The sequence below is a fragment of the Kosakonia cowanii JCM 10956 = DSM 18146 genome, assembly GCF_001975225.1.
Lineage (GTDB): Bacteria > Pseudomonadota > Gammaproteobacteria > Enterobacterales > Enterobacteriaceae > Kosakonia > Kosakonia cowanii.
In genome coordinates, this window is sequence record NZ_CP019445.1 from 3282779 (window position 1) to 3304310 (window position 21532).

The following is a 21532-nucleotide window of genomic DNA, read 5'->3' on the forward strand; positions in this document are numbered from 1 at the left end:
GCCCCCCTGAAGTATCCTTTCGCATCTGGCGAAAAGTCGTGTACCGGCATAGGTGCAGTCCGTTTTATACATGGAGAATTTGATGGCTAGCAGTAACTTGATTAAACAATTGCAAGAGCGGGGCCTGGTGGCCCAGGTGACGGATGAGGAAGCGTTAGCAGAGCGACTGGCGCAGGGGCCAATCGCGCTCTATTGCGGCTTCGATCCCACCGCTGACAGCTTGCATTTGGGGCATCTGGTTCCTTTGTTATGCCTGAAACGCTTCCAGCAGGCGGGTCACAAACCGGTCGCGCTGGTGGGCGGCGCCACGGGGCTTATCGGCGATCCGAGCTTTAAAGCCTCAGAGCGTAAACTCAATACCGAAGATACCGTGCAGGAGTGGGTCGACAAGATCCGCAACCAGGTGGCACCGTTCCTCGATTTTGACTGCGGCGAGAACGCAGCTATCGCGGCGAACAACTACGACTGGTTCGGCAGCATGAACGTGCTGACCTTCCTGCGCGACATCGGTAAGCATTTCTCTGTTAACCAGATGATTAACAAAGAAGCGGTCAAACAGCGTCTGAACCGCGATGATGTCGGCATCTCCTTCACTGAATTCTCCTACAACCTGCTGCAGGGCTATGACTTTGCCTGCCTGAACGAGCGCTACGGCGTGGCGTTGCAGATTGGCGGCTCCGATCAGTGGGGCAACATCACCTCCGGTATCGATCTGACCCGTCGTCTGCATCAGAACCAGGTCTTCGGCCTGACCGTACCGCTGATCACCAAAGCCGACGGCACCAAGTTTGGTAAAACCGAAGGCGGCGCGGTGTGGCTCGATCCGAAGAAAACCAGCCCGTACAAGTTCTACCAGTTCTGGATCAATACCGCCGATGCCGATGTCTATCGCTTCCTGAAATTCTTCACCTTTATGGACATCGCTGAGATCAACGCGCTGGAAGAAGAGGATAAGAACAGCGGGAAAGCGCCGCGCGCGCAGTATGTGCTGGCCGAGCAGGTAACACGTCTGGTTCACGGTGACGAGGGTCTGACCGCCGCGAAACGCATCACCGCAAGCCTGTTCAACGGCACGCTGAGCGATCTCAGCGAAGCCGACTTTGAACAGCTGGCGCAGGATGGCGTACCGATGGTTGAGATGGAGAAGGGCGCGGATCTGATGCAGGCGCTGGTGGATTCCGAGCTACAGCCGTCCCGCGGCCAGGCGCGCAAAACCATCGCCTCTAACGCGGTCACCATTAACGGTGAAAAGCAGGCCGATCCGGAGTACTTCTTTACCGATGCCGACCGTCTGTTTGGTCGCTACACGCTGCTGCGTCGCGGTAAGAAGAACTACTGCCTGGTGTGCTGGAAGTAATTTTCACTGGCTTCAGACGATAAAAAAGGCGGGAATATCCCGCCTTTTTCTTTGCCTTGCATTTAGGCAGGCCGCTGTAAATCAGGCAATGCCTTCCGCGGAGAGTGCCGCAGCCACCGCCGGGCGTGCCGCCACGCGTGACATGTAGGCTTCGATATTGCCAAGACCGCTCATATCGAGTTTTACCGCATGCGCCCAGCGCAGCACGGTGAAGAGATAGCCATCGGCAATGGTGAAGTGCTCGCCACTGATCCAGCCGTTACCGCTCAGGGCGTCGTTAACGTAGTGCAGCTTCTTCTCCAGCTGTGCGCGCACGGTCGGTTTGTACTCTTCCGGCGTATCCGGGCGGAACAGCGGGGTAAAGCCCTTGTGCAGCTCGGTGGCGATATAGTTCAGCCACTCCAGCGCCTTGTAGCGCGGCAGCGTACCGACAGCCGGCAGCAGCTGGCTTTGCGGCGCGTTATCCGCAACGTACTGCATAATGGCAACGCCTTCGGTGATCAGCGTGCTGTCATCCAGCAGCAGCGCCGGAACCTGGCCTTTCGGGTTAATCGCGAAAAAGTCTTCGCCATCTTCCAGACGTTTTTTCATCAGATCGACGCTGATAAGGGCGATCTCTTTCCCGGCTTCGCGCAGGGCGATATGGGAGGCAAGTGAGCAGGCACCTGGCTTGTAGAACAGTTTCATCGACGTTTCCTTTTATCTAAATTCCGGCATAGAGTAGTACGCCGTTGCATAAAAAAAAAGCCGCTAACTGACGTTAACGGCTTCTTCATGTTTACCCGCTTGCGATTACGCAGTGGCGGTTTTGGACGCTTCATCCGCGTCGTCACGGCTCTGGGTCATGCGGTTCAGCTTCGGCGCGGTCAGCACCATCAGCACGGCAATCACCGCCGTCGCAATACCAATCTGCAGGAAGACGCTACCGTAGATGTTCAGAGACATCAGCGGGTCGGTGACGTTCTCCGGGATCGCCATCTGGTTGGCCACGTAGCCGGCGATGATATTCGCGCCCGCGGTGGTCAGGAACCAGCTGCCCATAATAAAGCCCATCAGACGCTGCGGCACCAGCTGTGCGACCATCGCCAGACCAAGGCCGGAGATCATCAGCTCACCAATACTCTGCAGGCCGTAGCTCGCAATCAGCCAGCTTACGGAAACAATACCGGCATCAGAGGCGAACTTGGTGCCCAGCGGCAGCACGAGGAACGCGCCGGAGCAGAGCACCATCCCGATGGCAAACTTGTGCGGCATCGGCAGGGTATCGCCCATTTTGTTATAGATAGCGGCAAGAATCGGGCTACCGATAATGATCCAGAACGGGTTCAGCGCCTGATACTGCTCCGGCTCAAACGCGATGCCGAACAGGGTATGTTCAACGTTACGGATAGCGAAGAAGTTCAGGGAGGTCGGCATCTGGCTGTAGAGCACGAAGAAGACGATAGCCTGCACCATCAGGATAAAGGCGACGATCATCTTGCGACGCGCCGCGCCCCGCAGGGTAAAGGTCTCTTTCGCGAAGATGGCGATAATGCCCAGCGCGATCACGCCCAGTACCATACGCGCGATACCCTGGTTATGCAGCAGCCAGGTGGCGATGGCGATCAGCACCGCAATACCGACGATAGTCGCCAGCAGGTAGCCGATGCGCAGCGGTTCGAAGTCCGGTTTGGAGCCGTAGTTTTTCACCCAGCGTTTGCAGAACGCAAAGTTAACGATGGTGATCAGCAGGCCAACGACGCTCAGACCAAACGCGGTGCTCCAGCCAAAGCGGGCAGCAAGCCAAGGCGTTGCCAGCATTGAGAAGAAGGAGCCAACGTTCACCGCCATGTAATACATGGTGAACGCACCGTCGAGACGCGGGTCATCCTTGTCATAGCAAGTTGAGAGCAGCGAAGAGGGGTTGGCTTTAAACAGACCGTTACCGACAGCAATCGCTGCCATGCCCATATAGACGATGCTGGCATCGTGACCTGACCAGGCCACCAGCGCATAACCGAGCGCCAGCACAATCGCGCCCAGCAGGATCACACGTTTAGTACCGAGCACTTTATCGCCCAGCCAGCCGCCGATAGCCACCAGGCCATAGACCAGTGCGCTGAAGGAGGAGAAGAGCGTAATGGAGTCTGATTCCGACATTCCCAGTTGCTTAACCAGGTAAACGGCCATGATCCCTTGCAGGCCGTAGTAACCAAAACGTTCCCACAATTCGATCGAGAAGATGAGATAGAACGCTTTCGGTTGTTTGAAAGCGTTCATGCTGACGCTTTCTGTTGGTTTGTTTGCAGTTGACACGTAGACCTCTTTTTTTACATCCCATATTAACGGGGGGTGTTCAGCGCGCGATAACCAGTTTGCATCACGCTTTTAGTTATATTGGGAGGAGAAACGGCGGGTAATGTTCACTATCCTGGCCCATGAGGCAAGTCTTTTGACATATTCTGTTACATAGATCCAGCGCATAACTTTGCTCGGCAAACTGAATTGTTATTCAGAGTTTAATTTTATCATTTTGGTAAAAGTGGATTTTTCTACTGGTTCTTAACATCCCAGCGCGGGGGTAAGGGATATGTTCGGCTATTTTCGCGCACAGGCAGTGCATTGGGCTGGTTTCTGAGACATATCTGGTTGGATGTCCCGGCAGAGTAGGGACGGGATGGATATCAGGGATGCGTAGATTTTAACATTTAGCCCTTTATTAACATTGCCTTAGCAAATAAGCCTCAAAGCGCCTGGCGTTGGATTTTTTTCTTCTAAAAAAAGGTTTCAACTGCCTGAAAGTGTATAAGCGGATGATTATTTGCTCAAATGGCTATTCGACTGCCCGATCGTGTCAGTAGGCGACTCTTTTGCAGAGTTGTGAGGCGTATCACAATGAGTTATCTCCTAAAATCAGCCACTTTGTGGCGGCTTTTTTTACAAGCGATACGCTTAACAGAGAAATAATTAACAATTCTTGCCCGGATAAGCCGGTTGTTCATGACAGCAGGGGGCTGCAGTGGCAGACTTCTGACTTCATTTTTATGGGAGCAAAGCGATGAATTTTCATCCGTGGATCAACGCAGTACATATTGTCAGCGCAATCGTCTGGATTGGCGGCATGCTGATGAGCGCCATGGTGGCGCAGTGGAGCCTGCGACAGAAAGATAAAAGCACCACCCTGGTTCTGCTTAACGATGTACGCAGCTGGAACCGCAGAATGACCAGCCCGGCGATGATCGTGCTGTGGATTGCCGGTATCGCCATGCTGGTGGCCTACGGGCAGATGCCGCACCTGTGGTTAATCATCAAGATCGTGTTTGTGGTGCTGCTATCGGGCCTGCACGGCTTTCTCTCCGCCACGCTGCGTCGGCTGGCGAACGGTGAAGCCCTGAAGCGTACAGGCGCGCTGAACAACGCTACGCTGCTGCTGGTGCTCTTTACCGTGGTGATTACGGTACTGGCGGTGGTACGCCCCTTCTGAGGCGTTAATCGGTCTTACTGTCGTATTCGCACAAATCTTCAATGATGCAGGAGCCGCAGCGGGGTTTACGGGCGATGCAGGTGTATCGCCCGTGCAGAATAAGCCAGTGATGGCAGTCGACTTTAAACTCCGCCGGCACCACTTTCAGCAGCTTCTCCTCCACCTCTTCGACATTCTTCCCCGGCGCAAAGCGCGTGCGGTTAGAGACGCGGAAAATATGGGTATCAACGGCGATAGTCGGCCAGCCAAAAGCGGTATTCAGCACCACATTGGCGGTTTTACGCCCGACGCCCGGCAGGGCTTCCAGCGCGGCGCGATCTTCTGGCACTTCGCCACCATGTTTTTCCAGCAAAATGCGGCAGGTCTTAATGACGTTCTCCGCTTTGCTGTTGTAAAGGCCGATGGTTTTGATGTACTGCTTCACGCCATCAACGCCCAGCTCCAACATCGCCAGCGGCGTATTGGCAACCGGGTAGAGCAGCGCCGTCGCTTTATTGACGCTGACATCCGTCGCCTGGGCTGAGAGCAGCACGGCGATCAGCAGTTCAAACGGCGAGGTGAAGTTCAGTTCGGTGGTCGGATGCGGGTTGTTCTCCCGCAGCCGGGTGAGGATTTCGAGGCGTTTCGCTTTATTCATTATGCCTTCCCGGGCGAGGTCTCTGGCGCGTCGTTGACCTGCGCGGCGGCAGCGGCTTCACGACGTTTTTTCATTTTCTGATCGATTAAGTATTTCACTGCCAGCATCATACCGAGGCCGATAAACGCGCCCGGCGGCAGCATCGCCAGCAGGAACGGGGAGTCCGTATGGAACACTTCGATGCGCAGCCCTTTGGCCCAACTGCCCAGCAGGCCATCCGCGCCGTCAAACAGCGTGCCGTTGCCGAGCATCTCACGCATTGAACCGAGCACAAACATTGCGCCGGTCGCCCCCATGCCGATGGCAAAACCATCCAGCGCCGACAGCGCCGGCCCTTTTTTCGCCGCAAACGCCTCTGCGCGACCGACCACGATGCAGTTGGTGACGATCAGCGGAATAAAGATGCCCAGCGACTGATAGAGGCCGAAAGCATAGGCGTTGATCAGCATCTGCACGGCGCTGACCACCGAGGCGATGATCATCACGTAGATGGGAATACGGATCTCCGACGGCGTCCAGCGCCGCAGCAGGGAGATAAACAGGTTAGTCAGGGTCAGTACCAGCGTAGTCGCCAGCCCCAGCCCGAGGGCGTTGGTAGCGGTCGACGTTACCGCCAGCAGCGGACACATGCCGAGTAACTGCACCAGCGCGGAGTTGTTTTTCCACAACCCCTGGACAATAACCTCTTTTACTTCGCTCATCGTTTACTCTCCACACTCTGGCAAACGGGACAGCTGCTCAGGCAGCGTCATGGCGTAAATCCCGGTACGTTTCACCGCATTCACCACCGCGCGCGGGGTGATGGTCGCACCGGTAAACTGATCGAAATCGCCGCCATCTTTCTTCACGGCGAAGTGGCTATCGGCCGGGCCGTCGATTTCTTGCCGGCAAAGTAGGTGATCCAGTTACTGATGCGCAGCTCGATTTTATCCCCAAGCCCCGGCGTTTCATGGTGTTCGGTAACACGCACGCCCAGCACCGTACCGCTAAAATCTGCGCCGACCAGCAGCTGGATAGCACCGGAGTAGCCATCCGGCGCGGTGGACTCAATCACCGCCGCCACCGGTTTATCGTCCTTCTGCGCAATCCACACGCGATGCGGGCCTTTGCCGAGCGCCGGGTCGCTCACCACATAACAGCTCTGCGCCAGCGCGTTAGTATAGCTCTCGGGCGGCAGCACCTGATCGAAGAGCGCTTTTTGCTGCAATACCGCCTGGTCGGCGATGGTGCTTTTGGTCATCTGGTTAATGGCGGCGGTCAGACCGGTGGAGCCAGCGGCAAAGAGGGCCAGCGTGACGCCATGTTTACGCATTGTATCTAGCATGACGGCTCCTTAACGATGTCCGTACACGCGCGGTCGCGTGTAGTAATCAATCAGCGGCACGGTGATATTCGCCAGCAGCACCGCAAAGGCGACGCCATCCGGGTAGCCGCCGAAGCTGCGGATCAGCCACACCAGCAAACCGGCCAGCGCGCCGAAAATCAGACGACCTTTGTTAGTGGTCGAGGCGGTGACCGGATCCGTAAGAATAAAGAACGCGCCGAGCATCGTCGCACCCGAGAGCAGATGCAGCTGCGGGGCTAAAAAGGTCTGCGGGGCGAAGAGCCAGCCAAGGGTGGCGCACAGGGTCAGTGAGAGCAGGAAGCTGACCGGGATATGCCAGCGAATGGTATTTTGCGACAGCAAAAAGATCCCGCCCGCCAGATAGCCAAGGTTGACCCACTGCCAGCCTGCACCTGCCAGCACGCCGCTGTAGATCGGGTACTGCATAATCTGCTCAACGCTGTGTCCGGCATGCAGCGAGGTTTTAAAGGTGTCGAGCGGTGTCGCCTGGCTGATGCCATCCACCCCCATGCGCAGGGCATCCATCGTTGCACCCGTGGTGCTGTGACCGGTAAAGATCACCTGAAGGGCATCCAGCAAACCGGGCACCGTGCGCGCAATATCATGGGGCGGCAACCAGCTGGTCATCTGCACCGGGAAGGAGATAAGCAGCACCACATAGCCGATCATCGCGGGGTTAAAGGGGTTATGGCCGAGACCGCCATACAGCTGCTTGGCGATAATCACCGCAAACACGGTGCCCAGTACCACCATCCACCACGGTGCAAAAGAGGGGATGCTGATGGCGAGCAGCAGGCCGGTTAACAGGGCCGAGTTATCCGCCAGAATGGTGCTGACGGACTGTTTGCGCAGTTTCAGCACCAGCCCTTCCGCCAGCAGGGCGCTGACGATAGCGAGGATAAGCTGGATCAAGGTTCCCCAGCCGAAGAACCACAGCTGCGCGGCGATGCCCGGTATCGTCGCCAGCGTGACCAGCAGCATAATGCGCGAGGTCTGGCGCTGGTTATGGGTGTAAGGGGAACTTGCGATTCTGAAAACCATTTAATCCTCGTTAACAGCTTGCTGCGCGGCTTTTTTAGCCTGAACTCGGGCAATGGCCGCCGCGACCGCCGCTTTACGCGGCTCGTCATTGGCAGCCTGGGTGTGCGTGGAGGCCTTTTCTGCGCTGGACTGCGCGCGGGCCTGCTCTGCTTTGCGTGCTTTGGCACGGGCAATCGCCGCTTCGACGGCGGCTTTGCGCGGGTCAACCGGCTCGCTGCTTTCCGGCTCGGCGGCAGGCGTCTCTTTCTGCGCCTGCTCCGCTTTACGCGCTTTCGCGCGGGCAATCGCCGCTTCGACGGCGGCTTTGCGCGGGTCAACCGGCTCGCTGCTTTCCGGCTCGGCGGCAGGCGTCTCTTTCTGCGCCTGCTCCGCTTTACGTGCTTTGGCACGGGCGATTGCTGCTTCAACGGCGGCTTTGCGCGGGTCAACCGGCTCACTTGTTTCCGGCTCGGCAGCAGGCGTCTCTTTCTGTGCCTGCTCCGCTTTACGTGCTTTGGCACGGGCAATCGCCGCTTCAACGGCGGCTTTGCGCGGGTCGACCGGCTCACTTGTTTCCGGCTCGGCAGCAGGCATCTCTTTCTGTGCCTGCTCCGCTTTACGTGCTTTCGCACGGGCAATCGCTGCTTCAACGGCGGCTTTGCGCGGATCGACCAGTTCGGTGGTTTCCGGTTCGGTAGCGGCAGCGACTTTCTGCGCATGCTCAGCTTTACGGGCTTTGGCGCGGGTAATCGCTGCTTCGACCGCGGATTTGCGCGGATCGTCGCCTTCAGCCGTCTGCTGCGCTTTTTCCGCCTGACGCGCGCGCGCCTCGGCTTTACGCGCTTCGCGGGCGGCAATCACGTCACGGTTATCCGGCTCGGCGCCAGCCTGCACCACCACCGGCTCTGCGGCAGCGGCCTGTTTCTCTTTCACGCGTGAAAGCGCGGCTTCAATTGCCTGCTTATCCTCTTCGCCAGGCTTCGCGGCGGCCTGCTTGTGTCGCGCCTGGCGCGCCAGTTTCTCGCGCTCAAGGCGCGCCTGACGGGCTTCAAAACGCGCCTTCGCTTCGGCGGTGCGTCGCTCTTCCTCGGCGATGGCGGAGATCTCCGCTTTCTCCTGGCGGAAATATTGCACCAGCGGAATATTGCTCGGGCAGACCCATGCGCAGGCACCACACTCGATGCAGTCGGAGAGATTGTGTGCGATGGCTTTGTCGTGCTGTTGCCCTTTGCTGAACCAGTAGAGCTGCTGCGGCAGTAAGTCCGCCGGGCAGGCGTCGGCGCAGGCGCTGCAACGGATGCACCCTTTCTCTTCCTGCGTTTCGCCCATTTCACTGGCCGAAGGGGCGAGCAGGCAGTTAGTAATTTTGACCACCGGCACATCCAGCCACGGCAGGGTAAAGCCCATCAGCGGGCCGCCCATAATCACCAGCTGTTCTGCCGAAGGCTGGAAGCCAGCGTAATCGAGCAGGTGACGAACCGGCGTGCCGAGCCGCGCCCAGACGTTGCCCGGCCGGGTAACCGCTTCACCGGTCAGAGTCACCACGCGCTCGGTTAACGGTTCACCGTCAATCACCGCGCGCTTCACCGCGTAGGCGGTGCCGACGTTCTGCATCAGCACGCCGATATCGGACGAGCGGCCACCGTGCGGCACCTGCTTTCCGGTGAGGATCTGCGTCAGCTGTTTTGCGCCGCCGGAGGGGTATTTGGTCGGGATCACTTTCAGCTGAATATCGTGGCTGCCCGCCAGCACCGCACGCATCATCGAGATCGCCTGCGGTTTATTATCTTCGATACCGATCAGCACCTGGCGCGGCTGAAGGATATGCGCGAGGATGCGCACCCCTTCCATAATCTGCGCGGCGCAATCCTGCATCAGGCGATCGTCGGCGGTGATATAGGGTTCGCACTCGGCAGCATTGATAATCAGCGTATCGACTTTATCGCCGGCGCCTTGCAGCTTCGCACCAGTCGGGAAGCCAGCTCCGCCCAGCCCGGCAACGCCGAACTGATGGATGCGCTCAATCAGCGCTTCAACGCTCTGGGCGCGATAATCCTGCCACCCTTCGCGCGCAATCCAGCGATCTTCGCCGTCCGCTTCGATAATGACGCTCAGTTCAGGCAGGGCGGAGGGGTGTGCGGTAGCGTGAGGGGCAATCGCCACAACGGTGCCGGAGGTCGGCGCGTGCACCGGCAGCATACGACCGCGGCCGCGGGTCAGCGGCTGTCCGCGCAAAACGCTATCGCCCACGCTGACGCACAGTTCGCCTTCAGCGCCGATATGCTGCTTTAAGGGAATGACAAAACGGTTCGCCAGCGGCAGTTGACGCAGCGGCGTACCGTTAGACTGGGTTTTCATCTCCGGCGGATGGATGCCGCCGTGAAAATCCCACAGTTTCTCTTTTCGGAATGCGGAAAATAACTTAAGCATGGTGCTCCACAGGAATAGTGCGCACCGGAATGGTGTGCAGATCCCATTTCCAGTTCTGCGTGGTTGGCGCAACCGGGCGCAGGTCGATACACTGCGTCGGGCACGGATCCACACAAAGATTACAGCCGGTGCAGAGATCGCTTACCACCGTATGCATGGCGCGGGTTGCGCCCACGATAGCGTCGACCGGGCAGGCCTGAATGCATTTTGTACAGCCGATGCAGTTGCTCTCGTCAATAATGGCAAGCATACGCACCGGTTCCAGCGCGTCGGCATCGCCATCAATCGGCTGCGGGTCGACGTTTAACAGCGTGGCGATTTTCTGCATCACCGCTTCGCCGCCGGGGGCGCAGCGGTTGATCTTTTCACCCTGGGTGCCGACCGCTTCGGCGTAGGGGCGACAGCCGGGGTAGCCGCACTGCCCACACTGGCTCTGCGGCAGCAGTTCATCGATACGTTCAACAACCGGATCGTCCTCGACCGCAAACCGGCGCGAGGCGTAACCGAGGATCAGGCCGAACAGCAGCCCAAGTACGCTCAGGACTGCAACGGCGATGGTTATCGCATTCATTACAGTTTTACCAGACCACTAAAGCCCATAAAGGCCAGAGACATTAAGCCGGCAGTAACTAACGCAATCGCATTACCGCGAAACGGCGCGGGAACATCGGCGACGGCAAGGCGTTCGCGGATCGCGGCGAACAGCACCATCACCAGTGAGAAGCCGACGGCGGCGGCGAAGCCATACAGCGCCGACTGCATAAAGTTGTGCCCAAGGTTGATGTTGAGCAGCGCGACGCCGAGCACCGCGCAGTTGGTGGTGATAAGCGGCAGAAAGATACCGAGCAGGCGATAGAGCGCCGGGCTGGTTTTACGCACCACCATCTCGGTGAACTGCACCACCACGGCAATAATCAGGATAAAGGAGAGGGTGCGCAGATAGACCAGGTTCAACGGGATCAGCACCCAGTTGTCGATAAGCCATGAGCAGATCGAAGCCATGGTCATGACGAAGGTGGTTGCGAGCCCCATACCCATTGCGCTTTCCAGCTTTTTGGAAACGCCCATAAACGGACACAGGCCAAGAAACTTCACCAGTACGAAGTTGTTGACCAGTACCGTTCCGATAAATAGCAGAAGATAGTCTGTCATTATGTGGCCTGAAATGAAAAAAGCCGCCTATTATCGGGCAAACTGCCCCGGGCGACAACAGGTTAACTGTAAGGTTATTTACGGGTTAATAAAGGTCTTCTTCACGCGCACCGCGCGCTTGAAGTAGGGCACAAACAGCGCCGCCGCCAGCAGCGGAAAGATCAGCTGGCGAACCGCCATCGCATCGGAAACGGGTGAAAAAGCAAATGCTTTTATCGCCAGCAGCACGCAGACCAGCAGCCAGATAATGTAGTGTTTCGGCACCAGGCTGCGGCGTTTGAAAAAGGCGATAGTCAGCCAGAGCGTATAGCACCAGAGTGCGGCAGCAAAAATAAAGGATAAGATCAACAGCAGCATCGCTTTCGACGGCTGCGCCAGCAGTGCCGAGAGCGCATGCGGCGTTAACAGGGCGGTGACGTAGAGCATTAACGCCAGCGAGGTGCTTAATAACGCGACCAGCAACCAGGCCAGAGGGGCGAGTAACCAGCCTCCGATACGTTCTGCGGGTGTTGTTGTCATGCCATTTCCTCTGTTAACACATTCAGTTGCGGCAAACATTGCCGGGCGACGAGTATAAAGCATCGCACGGCGATTGCCAGCGGCCTCAGACCACGTAGCGCCATACCGAGCGCGGAACGCACCCAATGTCAAATAGCCGCCCGCCGGAGACCAGCTCAGCGCGGCGGTGATCGGCCGCGCGATACATATTAATGATCTCACTGCTCTCGGTCAGGGTGTAGTTAAGGTGATCAAAGAGCTTTTCCAGGCTTTCAAGCGAACTGATTTTGCGAAATTTTAATAAATAGTCCTGCACGGTCATGTCGGAGGGTGTCCATATAATGAAGAGGCAAAAAAAGAACGACTATGCGCGCAAATAATAGACGTTATTATCCGGGCGTAACTAGCGTGAGAATAATCTGCCATTAAATTAAGCATATTCTTTTCAGATAAAAACCCGGCGCCACAAAGGCGCCGGGCGAAGAAGGTTAACGTCCTTCCTCATGACGGGCAACCCGCTTCTGGCGCGATATGGGCTATCGCAGCAATAGGGAATACCTTTATTTCTTTTGCACTACCACGCTTTGCTCAGGCGGCTGGTAATTATCAATATGGCTGGCAAACACCAACAGAATGGTTGATACGCCGAGCACAATCCAGCCCATTAATTCAACAATCCGATTGAATATTGCGGTCATATTTATACTGCTCCCTGGGATTAACATCACACGCCGGTAGTCATTAACGGGTGTTGGGCGCAGATTTAAGCAGATTTTGTGACCGGAAACCAGACCAGAATACGCTGAATTATTCGGCGTAAAAATGCGATACAACAGCGGTTGTCGGCATCAGGCAGATAGTGTGAAATGGAGGTCCACTGAAAAGAGGCCGTGATATGAGTGATATTATTCGGGTTGGCGTGATCGGATATGGCTACGCCAGTAAAACATTTCATGCACCGCTGATCGCAGGCACCGCCGGAATGGCGCTGGCGGCTATTTCCAGCAGTGATGAGTCAAAAGTCAAAGCCGACTGGCCGAACGTCGATGTCGTCGCCGATCCTAAACGTCTGTTTAACGATCCCAATATCGATTTAATTGTCATCCCCACGCCCAACGATACCCACTTTCCGCTGGCGAAAGCGGCGCTGGAAGCGGGCAAACATGTGGTGGTTGATAAACCCTTCACTGTGACACTGTCACAGGCGCGCGAGCTGGACGCGCTGGCACGCAGCTATGGTCGCCTGTTGTCGGTGTTTCACAACCGCCGCTGGGATAGCGACTTCCTGACGCTGAAAGCGCTGCTTGCCGATGGCGCACTGGGTGAAGTGGCCTATTTCGAATCGCATTTCGACCGCTTCCGCCCGCAGGTGCGTGACCGCTGGCGCGAACAGGGCGGCCCGGGGAGCGGCATCTGGTACGATTTAGCCCCACATTTACTCGACCAGGCGGTCAATCTGTTTGGTCTGCCGGTCTCATTAACTGTCGATCTGGCCCAGCTGCGCCCGGGCGCGCAGTCCACCGACTATTTTCACGCGGTATTGACCTATCCCCAGCGTCGCGTGGTGCTGCACGGCACACTGCTGGCAGCAGCGGAATCCGCGCGCTATATCGTCCACGGCACACGCGGCAGCTATGTGAAATATGGGCTTGATCCGCAGGAGGAGCGCTTAAAAAGCGGGGCGCGCTTACCGCAGGAGGATTGGGGCTATGACATGCGTGATGGCGTGTTGACCCGCATCGACGGCGAAACGCGGAAAGAGGAGACCTGGCTGACGCTGCCGGGCAACTATCCGGCCTATTATGCGGCGATCCGCGATGCCCTTATGGGCGGCGGGGAGAACCCGGTTCCGGCCAGCCAGGCGATCCGCATTATGGAGCTGATTGAGCTTGGTATTGAGTCGGCAAAACACCGCGCAACCCTCAGTCTTACCTGAATGAGTGGCTCACGGCCTGCCGTGAGCCACGCTCATCAAGCCTGCGCGACGCGCTCGCGCAGCGCCTGTTTCTCTTCGGCAGTGATAAAGGCCAACTCCAGCCCGTTAATCTGCGCCTGGCGGATCTGCTCAGCGCTCAGGCCGGCTGCCGGAGCGGCAACCTCATACTCGTGACCAATGTCGATCCCCTGAACCGCCGGATCGTCCGTATTAATGCTGGCCAGAATGCCGTGATCGAGGAAGGCTTTCAGCGGGTGGCGATCGAGAGAGGCCACGGTGCTGGTCTGAATGTTGGAGGTGAGGCAGGATTCAATACCAATGCGCTGTTCGGCGAGGAAGTCCATCAGCGCGGCATCTTCAATCGCTTTTACCCCGTGACCGATGCGCACGGCACCCAGTTCACGGATCGCCTGCCAGATGCTCTCGGGACCCGCGGCTTCACCGGCATGCACGGTGATCTGCCAGCCGGCATCACGGGCGCGGGTAAAGTGGGAGAGGAACAGGCTTCCCGGAAAACCGAGCTCATCGCCCGCCAGATCAAGCGCGGTAATACCGTCGCGATGGGCGAGCAGCGCGTCCAGCTCCTGTTCACAGGCCGCTTCGCCGAAGGTACGGCTCAGAATGCCAATTAAGCGCGCCTGCACATTAAAATCGCGGCTCCCCTCACGCACACCGGCAATCACCGCTTCCACCACGCCCGCCACCGGCAGATTGTGGGTCATCGCCATATAGCCCGGCGAGAAACGTAGCTCAACATAGTGCAGGCCATTTCGCGCTGCATCTTCCATGTTTTCATAAGCGACGCGACGGCAGGCATCCAGCGAGGCCAGCACCTTTACGCCCCAGTCGAGTTTGGCGAGAAAGCTCACCAGATCCGGTTCGTTCGAGGTGACTTGCACATGCGGGCGCAGCGCGTCGAGGGTTTGCGCGGGGAGGGTTAAATTATACTGGCGGCCAAGATCGAGGATGGTTTGGGCACGGATATTGCCGTCAAGATGACGATGGATATCGGTTAAAGGCAGTTTTAAATCAATCATGATCGCACTCATCTTTTTGTAAAAGTGCAAAGCATTATACAACACTTCGTTAACTTATTAAAAATAGTAATAAAATTAGCAGGATGGAAAAGGAGGGCGTGCAAAGATGAGGGAAAAATACGCACCTGCGGATGCCAGCGCAAGCCGGGCTGGCATCGATCACGCCCTCAGAAGAAGAGGTTGAAAATCACTGTGACGATCAGCAGCCAGCAGGGGAGTGAAAAGTAGAGCGTGCCCTTTTTGTCCGGGCTACGTTTAAGCAACAGGAGCGTGATAAAGGTCACCGCCAGCACGGCGAGATAGAGGATCACCAGCAAGTGGCTCTGCAGCACATTGTGCAGCGCGATGACCAGTAGCAGGCTCGACACCAGCGCATAGAGGCGGAACGTGCGGGTAAAAAAGATCCAGCCGAGAACAAAGTAAACCAGCGACACGCCCCAGACCATCATTCACTCCCTTGATAAATTTCGCCACAGGCTAACATGAACGCAGCGCGGCAATCAGCCTTTTTACTCCCTCTTCCAGCTTTACACGCGGGCAGCCGACGTTGAGGCGAATAAACCCGCGCCCCTGTGGCCCGTAGACATCGCCGCGCATAATCGCCACCTGCTGCTCCTCAATCAGCGTTTTTTGCAGCCTGTCATCATCAATCTCTAGCGCTCGCAAATCGATCCACGCCAGATAGGTCGACTCCGGCGGCTGCCAGCGCAGCTGCGGGAAGGCGTCGTTCAGGGCAGTGGTGAGGTAAGCGAGGTTAGCGCGCAAATAGCTGCGCAGGGCTTCAAGCCATGGGGCGCCTTCACGATAGGCGGCAACATGCGCCGCTACTGCCAGCACCGCCGGGGAGGACAAGCCGTTCGCGTTTTTTAACGCATCGAGGTAGCCGTTGCGCGACGCCTTGTCGCCAAACAGACCCCATGCGCCGGTTAATGCCGGGATATTGAAACTTTTAGATGCCGAGGAGAAGAGCGCCCACGTTGAGCGCGCGACATTGCACCACGGAATGTGCTGCTGCGCGGCCCAGACCATATCCATATGAATCTCGTCGCTAATCACTTTCACCTGGTGGCGCTCGCACAGCAGTGCCATCGCGGTCAGCTCTTCATGCGTCCACACTTTGCCGGTCGGGTTATGCGGGCTGCAGAGCAGCAGAACCTTGCTTTCCGGCCGTGCCAGCACCGCTTCGAGCTGCGTCATGTCACACACCCAGCCGCCGTGATACTGATGCAGCGGTACCGTCAGCAGCTTGCGCTGATTGTGGCTTATCATCTTCGGAAAGGCGTCATAGGCGGGCGTGTGAACCACAACGGCATCGCCGGGCTGCGTCCACTGGCGGATGGTCTCGGCGATCATCCAGATAACCGACGGTCCATAGACCAGGGCGTCGCAGTCGATTCGGGTGTCGAAACGGCTGGCGAGCCAGTATTCGATGGCGCCGATGAAGTCATCGTTCTGCCAGCGGCTGTAGCCGAAAACCCCGTGCGCAAGGCGCTTTTGCATGGCGTCGAGAATGCAGGGCGCGGTGGCGAAATCCATATCCGAGATGGTAAAGGGCAGCAGGTCGGCGCGGCCAAAACGATCGCTCACGTAGTCCCACTGGGTGCACCAGGTGCCGTGGCGATCGAGAGGGGTGGAAAAATCAAAGGAAACGTCGCGCTTCATCTACTTGCCTCTGGGGTTATCTGTACCTGCGCTGCCGCGATGAGCTGCGCCATTTCATCTTTTACTGACTGCACCTGCGGCCCAATCACCACCTGCAGGTTGTGGTCGTTGACCTTCACCACGCCGAGGGCGCGATGGGCTTTCAGCGCGGCGGCATCGACCTGCGCCATGCTGCCCACCGACAGGCGCAGGCGGGTAATGCAGTTATCCAGGCTCTGCACATTTTGCGCTCCGCCAAGGGCGGCAAGCAAGGCCGGCACATCATAGCCGGAGCGACCTCTCGCTTCTGGCGTCGTGCTTTGCTCGCTCTCAACCGTCTGCGGTTCACGGCCGGGCGTCTTCAGATCGAAACGGGTAATGGCAAAGCGGAACAGCGCGTAGTAGACGATAAACCACACCGCGGCGACCAGCGGCACCAGATACCATTTGGTCGCCAGCCCGTGCAGCACGCCGAAGACGATAAAATCAATCACATTGCCGTCGGTGTTACCAATCGTCACCCCAAGCACCGCCATCACGGTAAAACCGAGGCCAGTGAGGAGGGCGTGGATCAGGTAGAGCGCCGGGGCGACAAAAAGAAACAGAAACTCAACCGGTTCGGTAGTGCCGCCAACGACGCAGGCGATAACGCCTGAAATCAGCAGCCCCTTAATCTTATGGCGATTCTCCGGACGGGCGCAGTGGTACATCGCCAGCGCTGCGCCGGGCAGCCCACCCAGGAACGCAGGCATTTTCCCCTGCGAGAGAAAACGCGTCGCGCTCTCAGAAAAACCGTGCGTCTGCGGGCAGCCAAGCTGGGCCTGGAAGATGGTCAGCGCGCCGCTTACCTGATGACCACACACCTCCATGGTGCCGCCTGCGTCGGTAAAGCGGATCAGCGCCACCAGAATATGTTGTAAGCCGAAGGGGAGCAGCAGCCGCTCGCCGGTGCCGAAGATCATCGGCCCGAAGTCGCCCGCGCGATCGATAAGCTGCCCGAGGCCGCTAATGCCGAGCGCAAACCAGGGCCAGATAAGCGGGATCAGCAGGCCAGCAATGCCCATTACTACGCTTGTGACAATCGGGACGGAACGGGTGCCGCCAAAAAAGGCCAGCGCGTCCGGCAGGCGCAGGGTGTGAAAGCGCTCATGCAGCCGCCAGACGATCACCCCCGCAATCACCGCGCCGAGAATGCCGGTGTCAATTGACTGGATGCCGAGCACGCTCTGAATATTATGTGCCTTGAGCACGGCAGCGTCGCTGGTGGGTAAAATGCCCTGCGCGGTGAGCCAGAAGTTGACCGCCAGGTTCATCACCGCATAGCCGACAAAGCCAGAAAAAGCGGCGACGCCTTTATCTTCCCGCGCAAGGCCCAGCGGGATGGCAATACAGAACATGACAGGTAAGAAGGTGAAGGCAAATGCGCCGATTTTGCTCATCCAGATAAAGATCGCCTGCAGTAACGGATGGCCTAATAGCGGCAGCAGCGTAATCACATCGCGGCTGCTCAGTGAGCTGCCAATCCCCAGCATAATGCCGCAGAAGGAGAGCAGCGCGACCGGCAGCATAAAAGTGCGGCCCAGCTGCTGAAAAAATTCCCATATGGCATTACCCGACCTTTTTTTACCCGTCATAACAACTCCTCAAAAAAGTAAGCGAACGGCAGGCTTCCTGACTATGCGTATAGCGTTGTATCAGGTTTCTGGCGCTGGCGGCAGAGCTAATCATCCTGACGATCTTAATTAGGAATTCAACAAGATAGAGGGCGATTTGCGAGCTGTTTTCCAGCTTTGGTAAATGGCTGAGAAAATTTTATATATCCTGTTGCGAAGGCTGAAAACCACGACTATTTTTAGTGGCGAAATTACACCCTCCGACCCTGATGCGGAGGCCCGCTTTTCGTATCGCTATGCAGGATGAGTATGCAGACGACAACCACAGAAGAGCAGTTCAACGCCTTTTTTGGCGTGACCGCGCGTGATGAAGAGGCTGAAAAGCAGGTCATTAGTACCATCCTTTCGAACCTGCGTTTGCAACAGCGCGACGTCAACGATAAACATCTCATCCTGGCACTGATTGGGCTGCTGGAAACAGAAGATAACCCCGCAATGCTGGAGGTGTATCGCAACGCATTAGAAAGAGTGGTGCAGAAAACGCCGGACCATATCTAAACCGGCATCGATTTATCAACGAAGACGCCTTCATAACAGACGAAGGCGTTTTCACGTTAATCAGGCGGAGTAGGTTATCCTGTCGAGGATAAGCTGCCGGGCGGCATCGAACACGCGCTTCTGTCTGGGATCGGTGGTTATACTGCTCTGCGCACGCAGCACCATAATCAGGTTGCTGGGTTTCACAGGCCGTTGAGAATGCATAAGGTAGGTGGCGGCTAAGCCGATAGCCTCATGGATCTCTGCGGGTTGAACTTGCACATCGTCGTTCAATGATTCTCCCTTATTGCACTGGTGACTTTTTCTTCTAAGCCTGCGGGCCAGATCAAATCCACTGTGCATTCGTCGAAACATGCGAAGCAAGTCTGAATAGAAGGGTGAAAATAATGGTCCGGTAGGGAACGCCAGACCTGGTGAAGAGATGTTGCTGGAAAAATCAGTGCTTGCGGGCTTTGTTATCGATGCCCGGGCCTGATAAAGGCAACCGGCTCTTTAGGCGGCTGGCCTGTAAACTGCTTTTGCGCCCGCGCGTGGCCGGCTGGGTTTTATAGTGGTGGATACCGCTGATCGCGGTTTGAAGTGCTTTACGCCGTGTGCTGTCGACTTCACTCATTAGGGACTCTTGCAACTGCCCAATCAGCGCATCGAAAGAGACATCATCATCTGAATCAAGCAGGGCCAGTACCGCCTCGCCCATTACCGTATCTACAAGCTTATCTGACTCATTTTTACTCATTCTGCCTCACACATTTGCTGCACCGTACAAAGGTTTCCCGGTCATGCATCTTAGTAACGTTATGCTGAACGTTATAGCGCATTCATTAAAATTATGGAAATGACGAGCCCATTTTTCTGGTGAAAATCAGCTTCAGCAGATCGCCATAGCGCGCTTCTGTTAACGGATCGTTGGCGTTATCGAGACGCGCTGCCAGTTTGATACAGAGACTCTGTCGGCTGACCTGGCCTTTTTCACGCAAAAGCTCGATCACGATTTCGCCTAACAACTCCTCTTGCGAGGGCGTGCAACCCGGCGGGAAGAACGCACTCTCATCCGGACCTTTACCCTGGAAACCTTTCACGACTGTCCTCTCTTCAACGGGCTAAATGCCAAAAGAATGATTTTGCATCAACGGACTGATTCGGTTATCAGCCTCGCGCTACAAAGCATTCAGCAGCCCCGAATTTTGCTGGCTAATAATAACTGAAAGAAATAGATAGGGAAGGGAAAAGGGGCTTACGGAGGATATATCTTCCAGGGGAAAGCAAAAAAATGCCCCTCATGTGAGGGGCGTTTTGCTTACTGCTGCGGGATGGCCGGCGGAGCGGGAGGAACCGCCTCACCCGGTACGGCTGGCTGCAGTGATGGCAGGCCAAACATGCCGACAAACTGCTCCAGCGGCATCTTCTCGCCGTTCAGCGTCACCTGACCGTTGGCATACTGCAGGCTGGTGAGAATGGTGTTGTTTTCAAGGGTAGTGATGCGGAACATCTGGCCCATTGCTGCCAGGCCTTTCACCTGCTGGTTAGCCAGTTTCGCCGCATCCTCTTGCTGATACCCTTGAAGCTTCGCTACCTGCGTCATCAGCTCGGTCGCCATATCCACCGGAATGGAGAGCTTGCCGTCGAGAGATTTCACATTGCGATCAACCTGCTGCGCCAGCGTCTGCGGGGCATCAGCGGTTTTTGCCGGATCTTTCAGGAACAGCGAGAGGTTAAAGGTCGATTCGCCTTTCGCATTTTTCCAGCTCAGCGGCGCAACGGTAATCACCGGCTCGCCTTTCAGCAGCAGCGGCACGACGCTGAGAAACGCTTCGGTCGCTTTCTGCTGGTACAGCTCAGGGTTCTGGGCGATATCAGGCTGCGCCATCAGCGCGCGGATCTGCGCATCATACTGCTGCGTGGCCTGATGCCAGGCATTGCCATCCACCTGGCCGACTTTCAGCGTCAGTTTGCCGTTGCCGAGATCCTGACCCTGTACTTTCAGGCTGTTGAGGGTGTAATCGACCTGGCTGTTGATATTTTTCTTATCATCCGCCACGTCCGATTTCGCCGTAAGCTCCATCCCTTCAAGAATTGCCATCTCTTTGTTTTCAATGGAGATAGCAAGTTTATCAAGGCTCATCTTCTGGCTGCCGGTGCGCTCATTAAAAGCGCTGATTTCACTGGAGCCATCGGTTTTAAAGTTATTAAAGGAGAGCTGCACTTTCTGGCCAAACTCGTTAACCGTATCGACCAGGCCGCTTTGTGCTTCGCCGCTCACCGCGACCGCATTGCCCTCTTTATCAGCGCTGACGCGGAAATTACCGCCGCCGAAAGCGACTTTCTCACCCTCTTTTTCGAAATTCAGCGCGCGCAGGTTGATGTCGCTGCGGGTATCACCGGCGTAGCCAATACGCGTTTCGGCGACGAACGGCGACTCACCTTTCGCCATCTCAAACAGCGCTTTGGTGACATCATTATTGACCAGCTGCGTATGGACGGAGGCCATCGCCGGCGTCAGGCTGAAGGATTTCAGCTGCGCCAGCGGGAAGGGGCCGTGATCGACATTTTCATGCAGAACCACGCTCTGGCCGGGCTTCAGCCACGGGCTGGTGGTGCCGGCAATCGGTTTGACCTGCAGGGTGAAGGTACTGGAGAAGAGGCTGCGTTTGTAATCCTGCGCCGAAAGCTCAACATTGGCGTCCGGCGCGCTGCGTTTGATCTGGGCATTTGCCTGGCTCACCATCTCACCCAGACGACCTTCCAGCTGTTTGCCGGTATACCAGGCTCCGCCTGCCCAGACGACACCTAATGCAACAATAACCCCGGCGGCAACCAACGTTTTTTTCATAGCGCTTATCCCTGA

The 21532-nt window shown here is 56.9% G+C and carries 23 protein-coding genes and 1 pseudogene; 4 read left to right on the forward strand and 20 right to left on the reverse strand.

From position 1 onward, the window contains the following. Positions 1-82 precede the first annotated feature (82 nt). On the forward strand, positions 83-1357 hold the full coding sequence (tyrS, locus tag BWI95_RS15495) for a tyrosine--tRNA ligase (protein ID WP_054802846.1): 1275 nt from the start codon (positions 83-85) through the stop codon (positions 1355-1357). Between the two features lie 81 nt (positions 1358-1438). On the opposite strand, the gene gstA is transcribed toward tyrS, so the two are convergent. Both gstA and dtpA read right to left on the reverse strand, forming a co-directional pair. After that, entirely contained in the window at positions 1439-2044 is a 606-nt protein-coding gene (gstA, locus tag BWI95_RS15500; RefSeq protein ID WP_054802845.1) for a glutathione transferase GstA, read from the reverse strand. A gap of 105 nt (positions 2045-2149) precedes the next feature. Then, the gene (gene dtpA, locus BWI95_RS15505; RefSeq protein WP_054802844.1) at positions 2150-3652 is read right to left on the reverse strand and encodes a dipeptide/tripeptide permease DtpA; all 1503 of its coding nucleotides are present in this window, start codon (positions 3650-3652) and stop codon (positions 2150-2152) included. A 742-nt stretch (positions 3653-4394) separates the two neighbouring features. Between dtpA and BWI95_RS15510 the strand changes: the two genes are divergently transcribed. Next, the gene (locus tag BWI95_RS15510; protein WP_054802843.1) at positions 4395-4820 is read left to right on the forward strand and encodes a CopD family protein; all 426 of its coding nucleotides are present in this window, start codon (positions 4395-4397) and stop codon (positions 4818-4820) included. Positions 4821-4824: 4 nt separating this feature from the next. On the opposite strand, the gene nth is transcribed toward BWI95_RS15510, so the two are convergent. From nth to blr, 10 genes and pseudogenes are all read right to left on the reverse strand, one after another. Beyond that, complete coding sequence (gene nth / locus BWI95_RS15515; protein WP_054802842.1) at positions 4825-5457, reverse strand: endonuclease III; 633 nt, start codon at positions 5455-5457, stop codon at positions 4825-4827. Beyond that, complete coding sequence (locus BWI95_RS15520; protein ID WP_076769773.1) at positions 5457-6158, reverse strand: electron transport complex subunit E; 702 nt, start codon at positions 6156-6158, stop codon at positions 5457-5459. Before BWI95_RS15520 ends, nth begins: the two co-directional genes overlap by 1 nt. Positions 6159-6161: 3 nt before the next feature. After that, positions 6162-6781 (reverse strand): annotated as a pseudogene (gene rsxG / locus BWI95_RS15525) (electron transport complex subunit RsxG). A gap of 9 nt (positions 6782-6790) precedes the next feature. After that, positions 6791-7843: an electron transport complex subunit RsxD gene (gene rsxD, locus BWI95_RS15530; RefSeq protein WP_023481509.1), complete on the reverse strand. Its 1053-nt coding sequence runs from the start codon at positions 7841-7843 to the stop codon at positions 6791-6793. Then, positions 7844-10252, reverse strand: a complete 2409-nt coding sequence (gene rsxC / locus BWI95_RS15535; protein ID WP_076769774.1) for an electron transport complex subunit RsxC — start codon at positions 10250-10252, stop codon at positions 7844-7846. Further along, entirely contained in the window at positions 10245-10823 is a 579-nt protein-coding gene (gene rsxB / locus BWI95_RS15540) for an electron transport complex subunit RsxB (protein ID WP_023481647.1), read from the reverse strand. Before rsxB ends, rsxC begins: the two co-directional genes overlap by 8 nt. Beyond that, complete coding sequence (gene rsxA, locus BWI95_RS15545; RefSeq protein WP_023481348.1) at positions 10823-11404, reverse strand: electron transport complex subunit RsxA; 582 nt, start codon at positions 11402-11404, stop codon at positions 10823-10825. Before rsxA ends, rsxB begins: the two co-directional genes overlap by 1 nt. Before the next feature lie 78 nt (positions 11405-11482). Next, a complete protein-coding gene (locus BWI95_RS15550; RefSeq protein ID WP_054803863.1) occupies positions 11483-11923 on the reverse strand; it encodes a DUF2569 domain-containing protein in 441 nt (146 codons plus the stop codon). Positions 11924-12008: 85 nt separating this feature from the next. Then, a complete protein-coding gene (ydgT, locus tag BWI95_RS15555) occupies positions 12009-12224 on the reverse strand; it encodes a transcription modulator YdgT (RefSeq protein WP_023481783.1) in 216 nt (71 codons plus the stop codon). A gap of 238 nt (positions 12225-12462) precedes the next feature. Continuing rightward, positions 12463-12600, reverse strand: coding sequence for a division septum protein Blr (gene blr / locus BWI95_RS15560; RefSeq protein ID WP_023481427.1), 138 nt, complete (start codon positions 12598-12600; stop codon positions 12463-12465). A gap of 197 nt (positions 12601-12797) precedes the next feature. On the opposite strand from blr, the gene BWI95_RS15565 reads away from it, so the two are divergent. Beyond that, the gene (locus BWI95_RS15565; protein ID WP_076769775.1) at positions 12798-13838 is read left to right on the forward strand and encodes an oxidoreductase; all 1041 of its coding nucleotides are present in this window, start codon (positions 12798-12800) and stop codon (positions 13836-13838) included. Positions 13839-13873: 35 nt separating this feature from the next. On the opposite strand, the gene add is transcribed toward BWI95_RS15565, so the two are convergent. The 4 genes from add to malX form a co-directional block, all read right to left on the reverse strand. Continuing rightward, the gene (gene add / locus BWI95_RS15570) at positions 13874-14875 is read right to left on the reverse strand and encodes an adenosine deaminase (protein WP_054803864.1); all 1002 of its coding nucleotides are present in this window, start codon (positions 14873-14875) and stop codon (positions 13874-13876) included. 167 nt (positions 14876-15042) lie between these two features. After that, positions 15043-15324, reverse strand: coding sequence for a hypothetical protein (locus tag BWI95_RS15575; protein WP_232374371.1), 282 nt, complete (start codon positions 15322-15324; stop codon positions 15043-15045). Positions 15325-15352: 28 nt separating this feature from the next. Continuing rightward, complete coding sequence (locus BWI95_RS15580) at positions 15353-16537, reverse strand: MalY/PatB family protein (protein ID WP_076769777.1); 1185 nt, start codon at positions 16535-16537, stop codon at positions 15353-15355. Next, a complete protein-coding gene (gene malX / locus BWI95_RS15585) occupies positions 16534-18150 on the reverse strand; it encodes a maltose/glucose-specific PTS transporter subunit IIBC (RefSeq protein WP_076769778.1) in 1617 nt (538 codons plus the stop codon). Before malX ends, BWI95_RS15580 begins: the two co-directional genes overlap by 4 nt. 288 nt (positions 18151-18438) lie before the next feature. Between malX and BWI95_RS15590 the strand changes: the two genes are divergently transcribed. Further along, complete coding sequence (locus BWI95_RS15590) at positions 18439-18687, forward strand: biofilm development regulator YmgB/AriR family protein (protein ID WP_076769779.1); 249 nt, start codon at positions 18439-18441, stop codon at positions 18685-18687. A gap of 60 nt (positions 18688-18747) precedes the next feature. Here the strand turns inward: BWI95_RS15590 and BWI95_RS15595 are convergent, their stop codons facing one another. From BWI95_RS15595 to BWI95_RS15610, 4 genes are all read right to left on the reverse strand, one after another. Beyond that, on the reverse strand, positions 18748-18948 hold the full coding sequence (locus BWI95_RS15595; protein ID WP_128483046.1) for a hypothetical protein: 201 nt from the start codon (positions 18946-18948) through the stop codon (positions 18748-18750). Between the two features lie 175 nt (positions 18949-19123). Next, positions 19124-19423 carry a hypothetical protein gene (locus tag BWI95_RS15600; RefSeq protein ID WP_023481550.1) on the reverse strand — a complete coding sequence of 100 codons (300 nt, stop codon included), beginning with the start codon at positions 19421-19423 and terminating at the stop codon, positions 19124-19126. A 91-nt stretch (positions 19424-19514) separates the two neighbouring features. Beyond that, the gene (locus tag BWI95_RS15605) at positions 19515-19766 is read right to left on the reverse strand and encodes a hypothetical protein (RefSeq protein WP_054803867.1); all 252 of its coding nucleotides are present in this window, start codon (positions 19764-19766) and stop codon (positions 19515-19517) included. Between the two features lie 218 nt (positions 19767-19984). Next, complete coding sequence (locus tag BWI95_RS15610; protein ID WP_042715267.1) at positions 19985-21517, reverse strand: YdgA family protein; 1533 nt, start codon at positions 21515-21517, stop codon at positions 19985-19987. Positions 21518-21532: the final 15 nt, after the last annotated feature.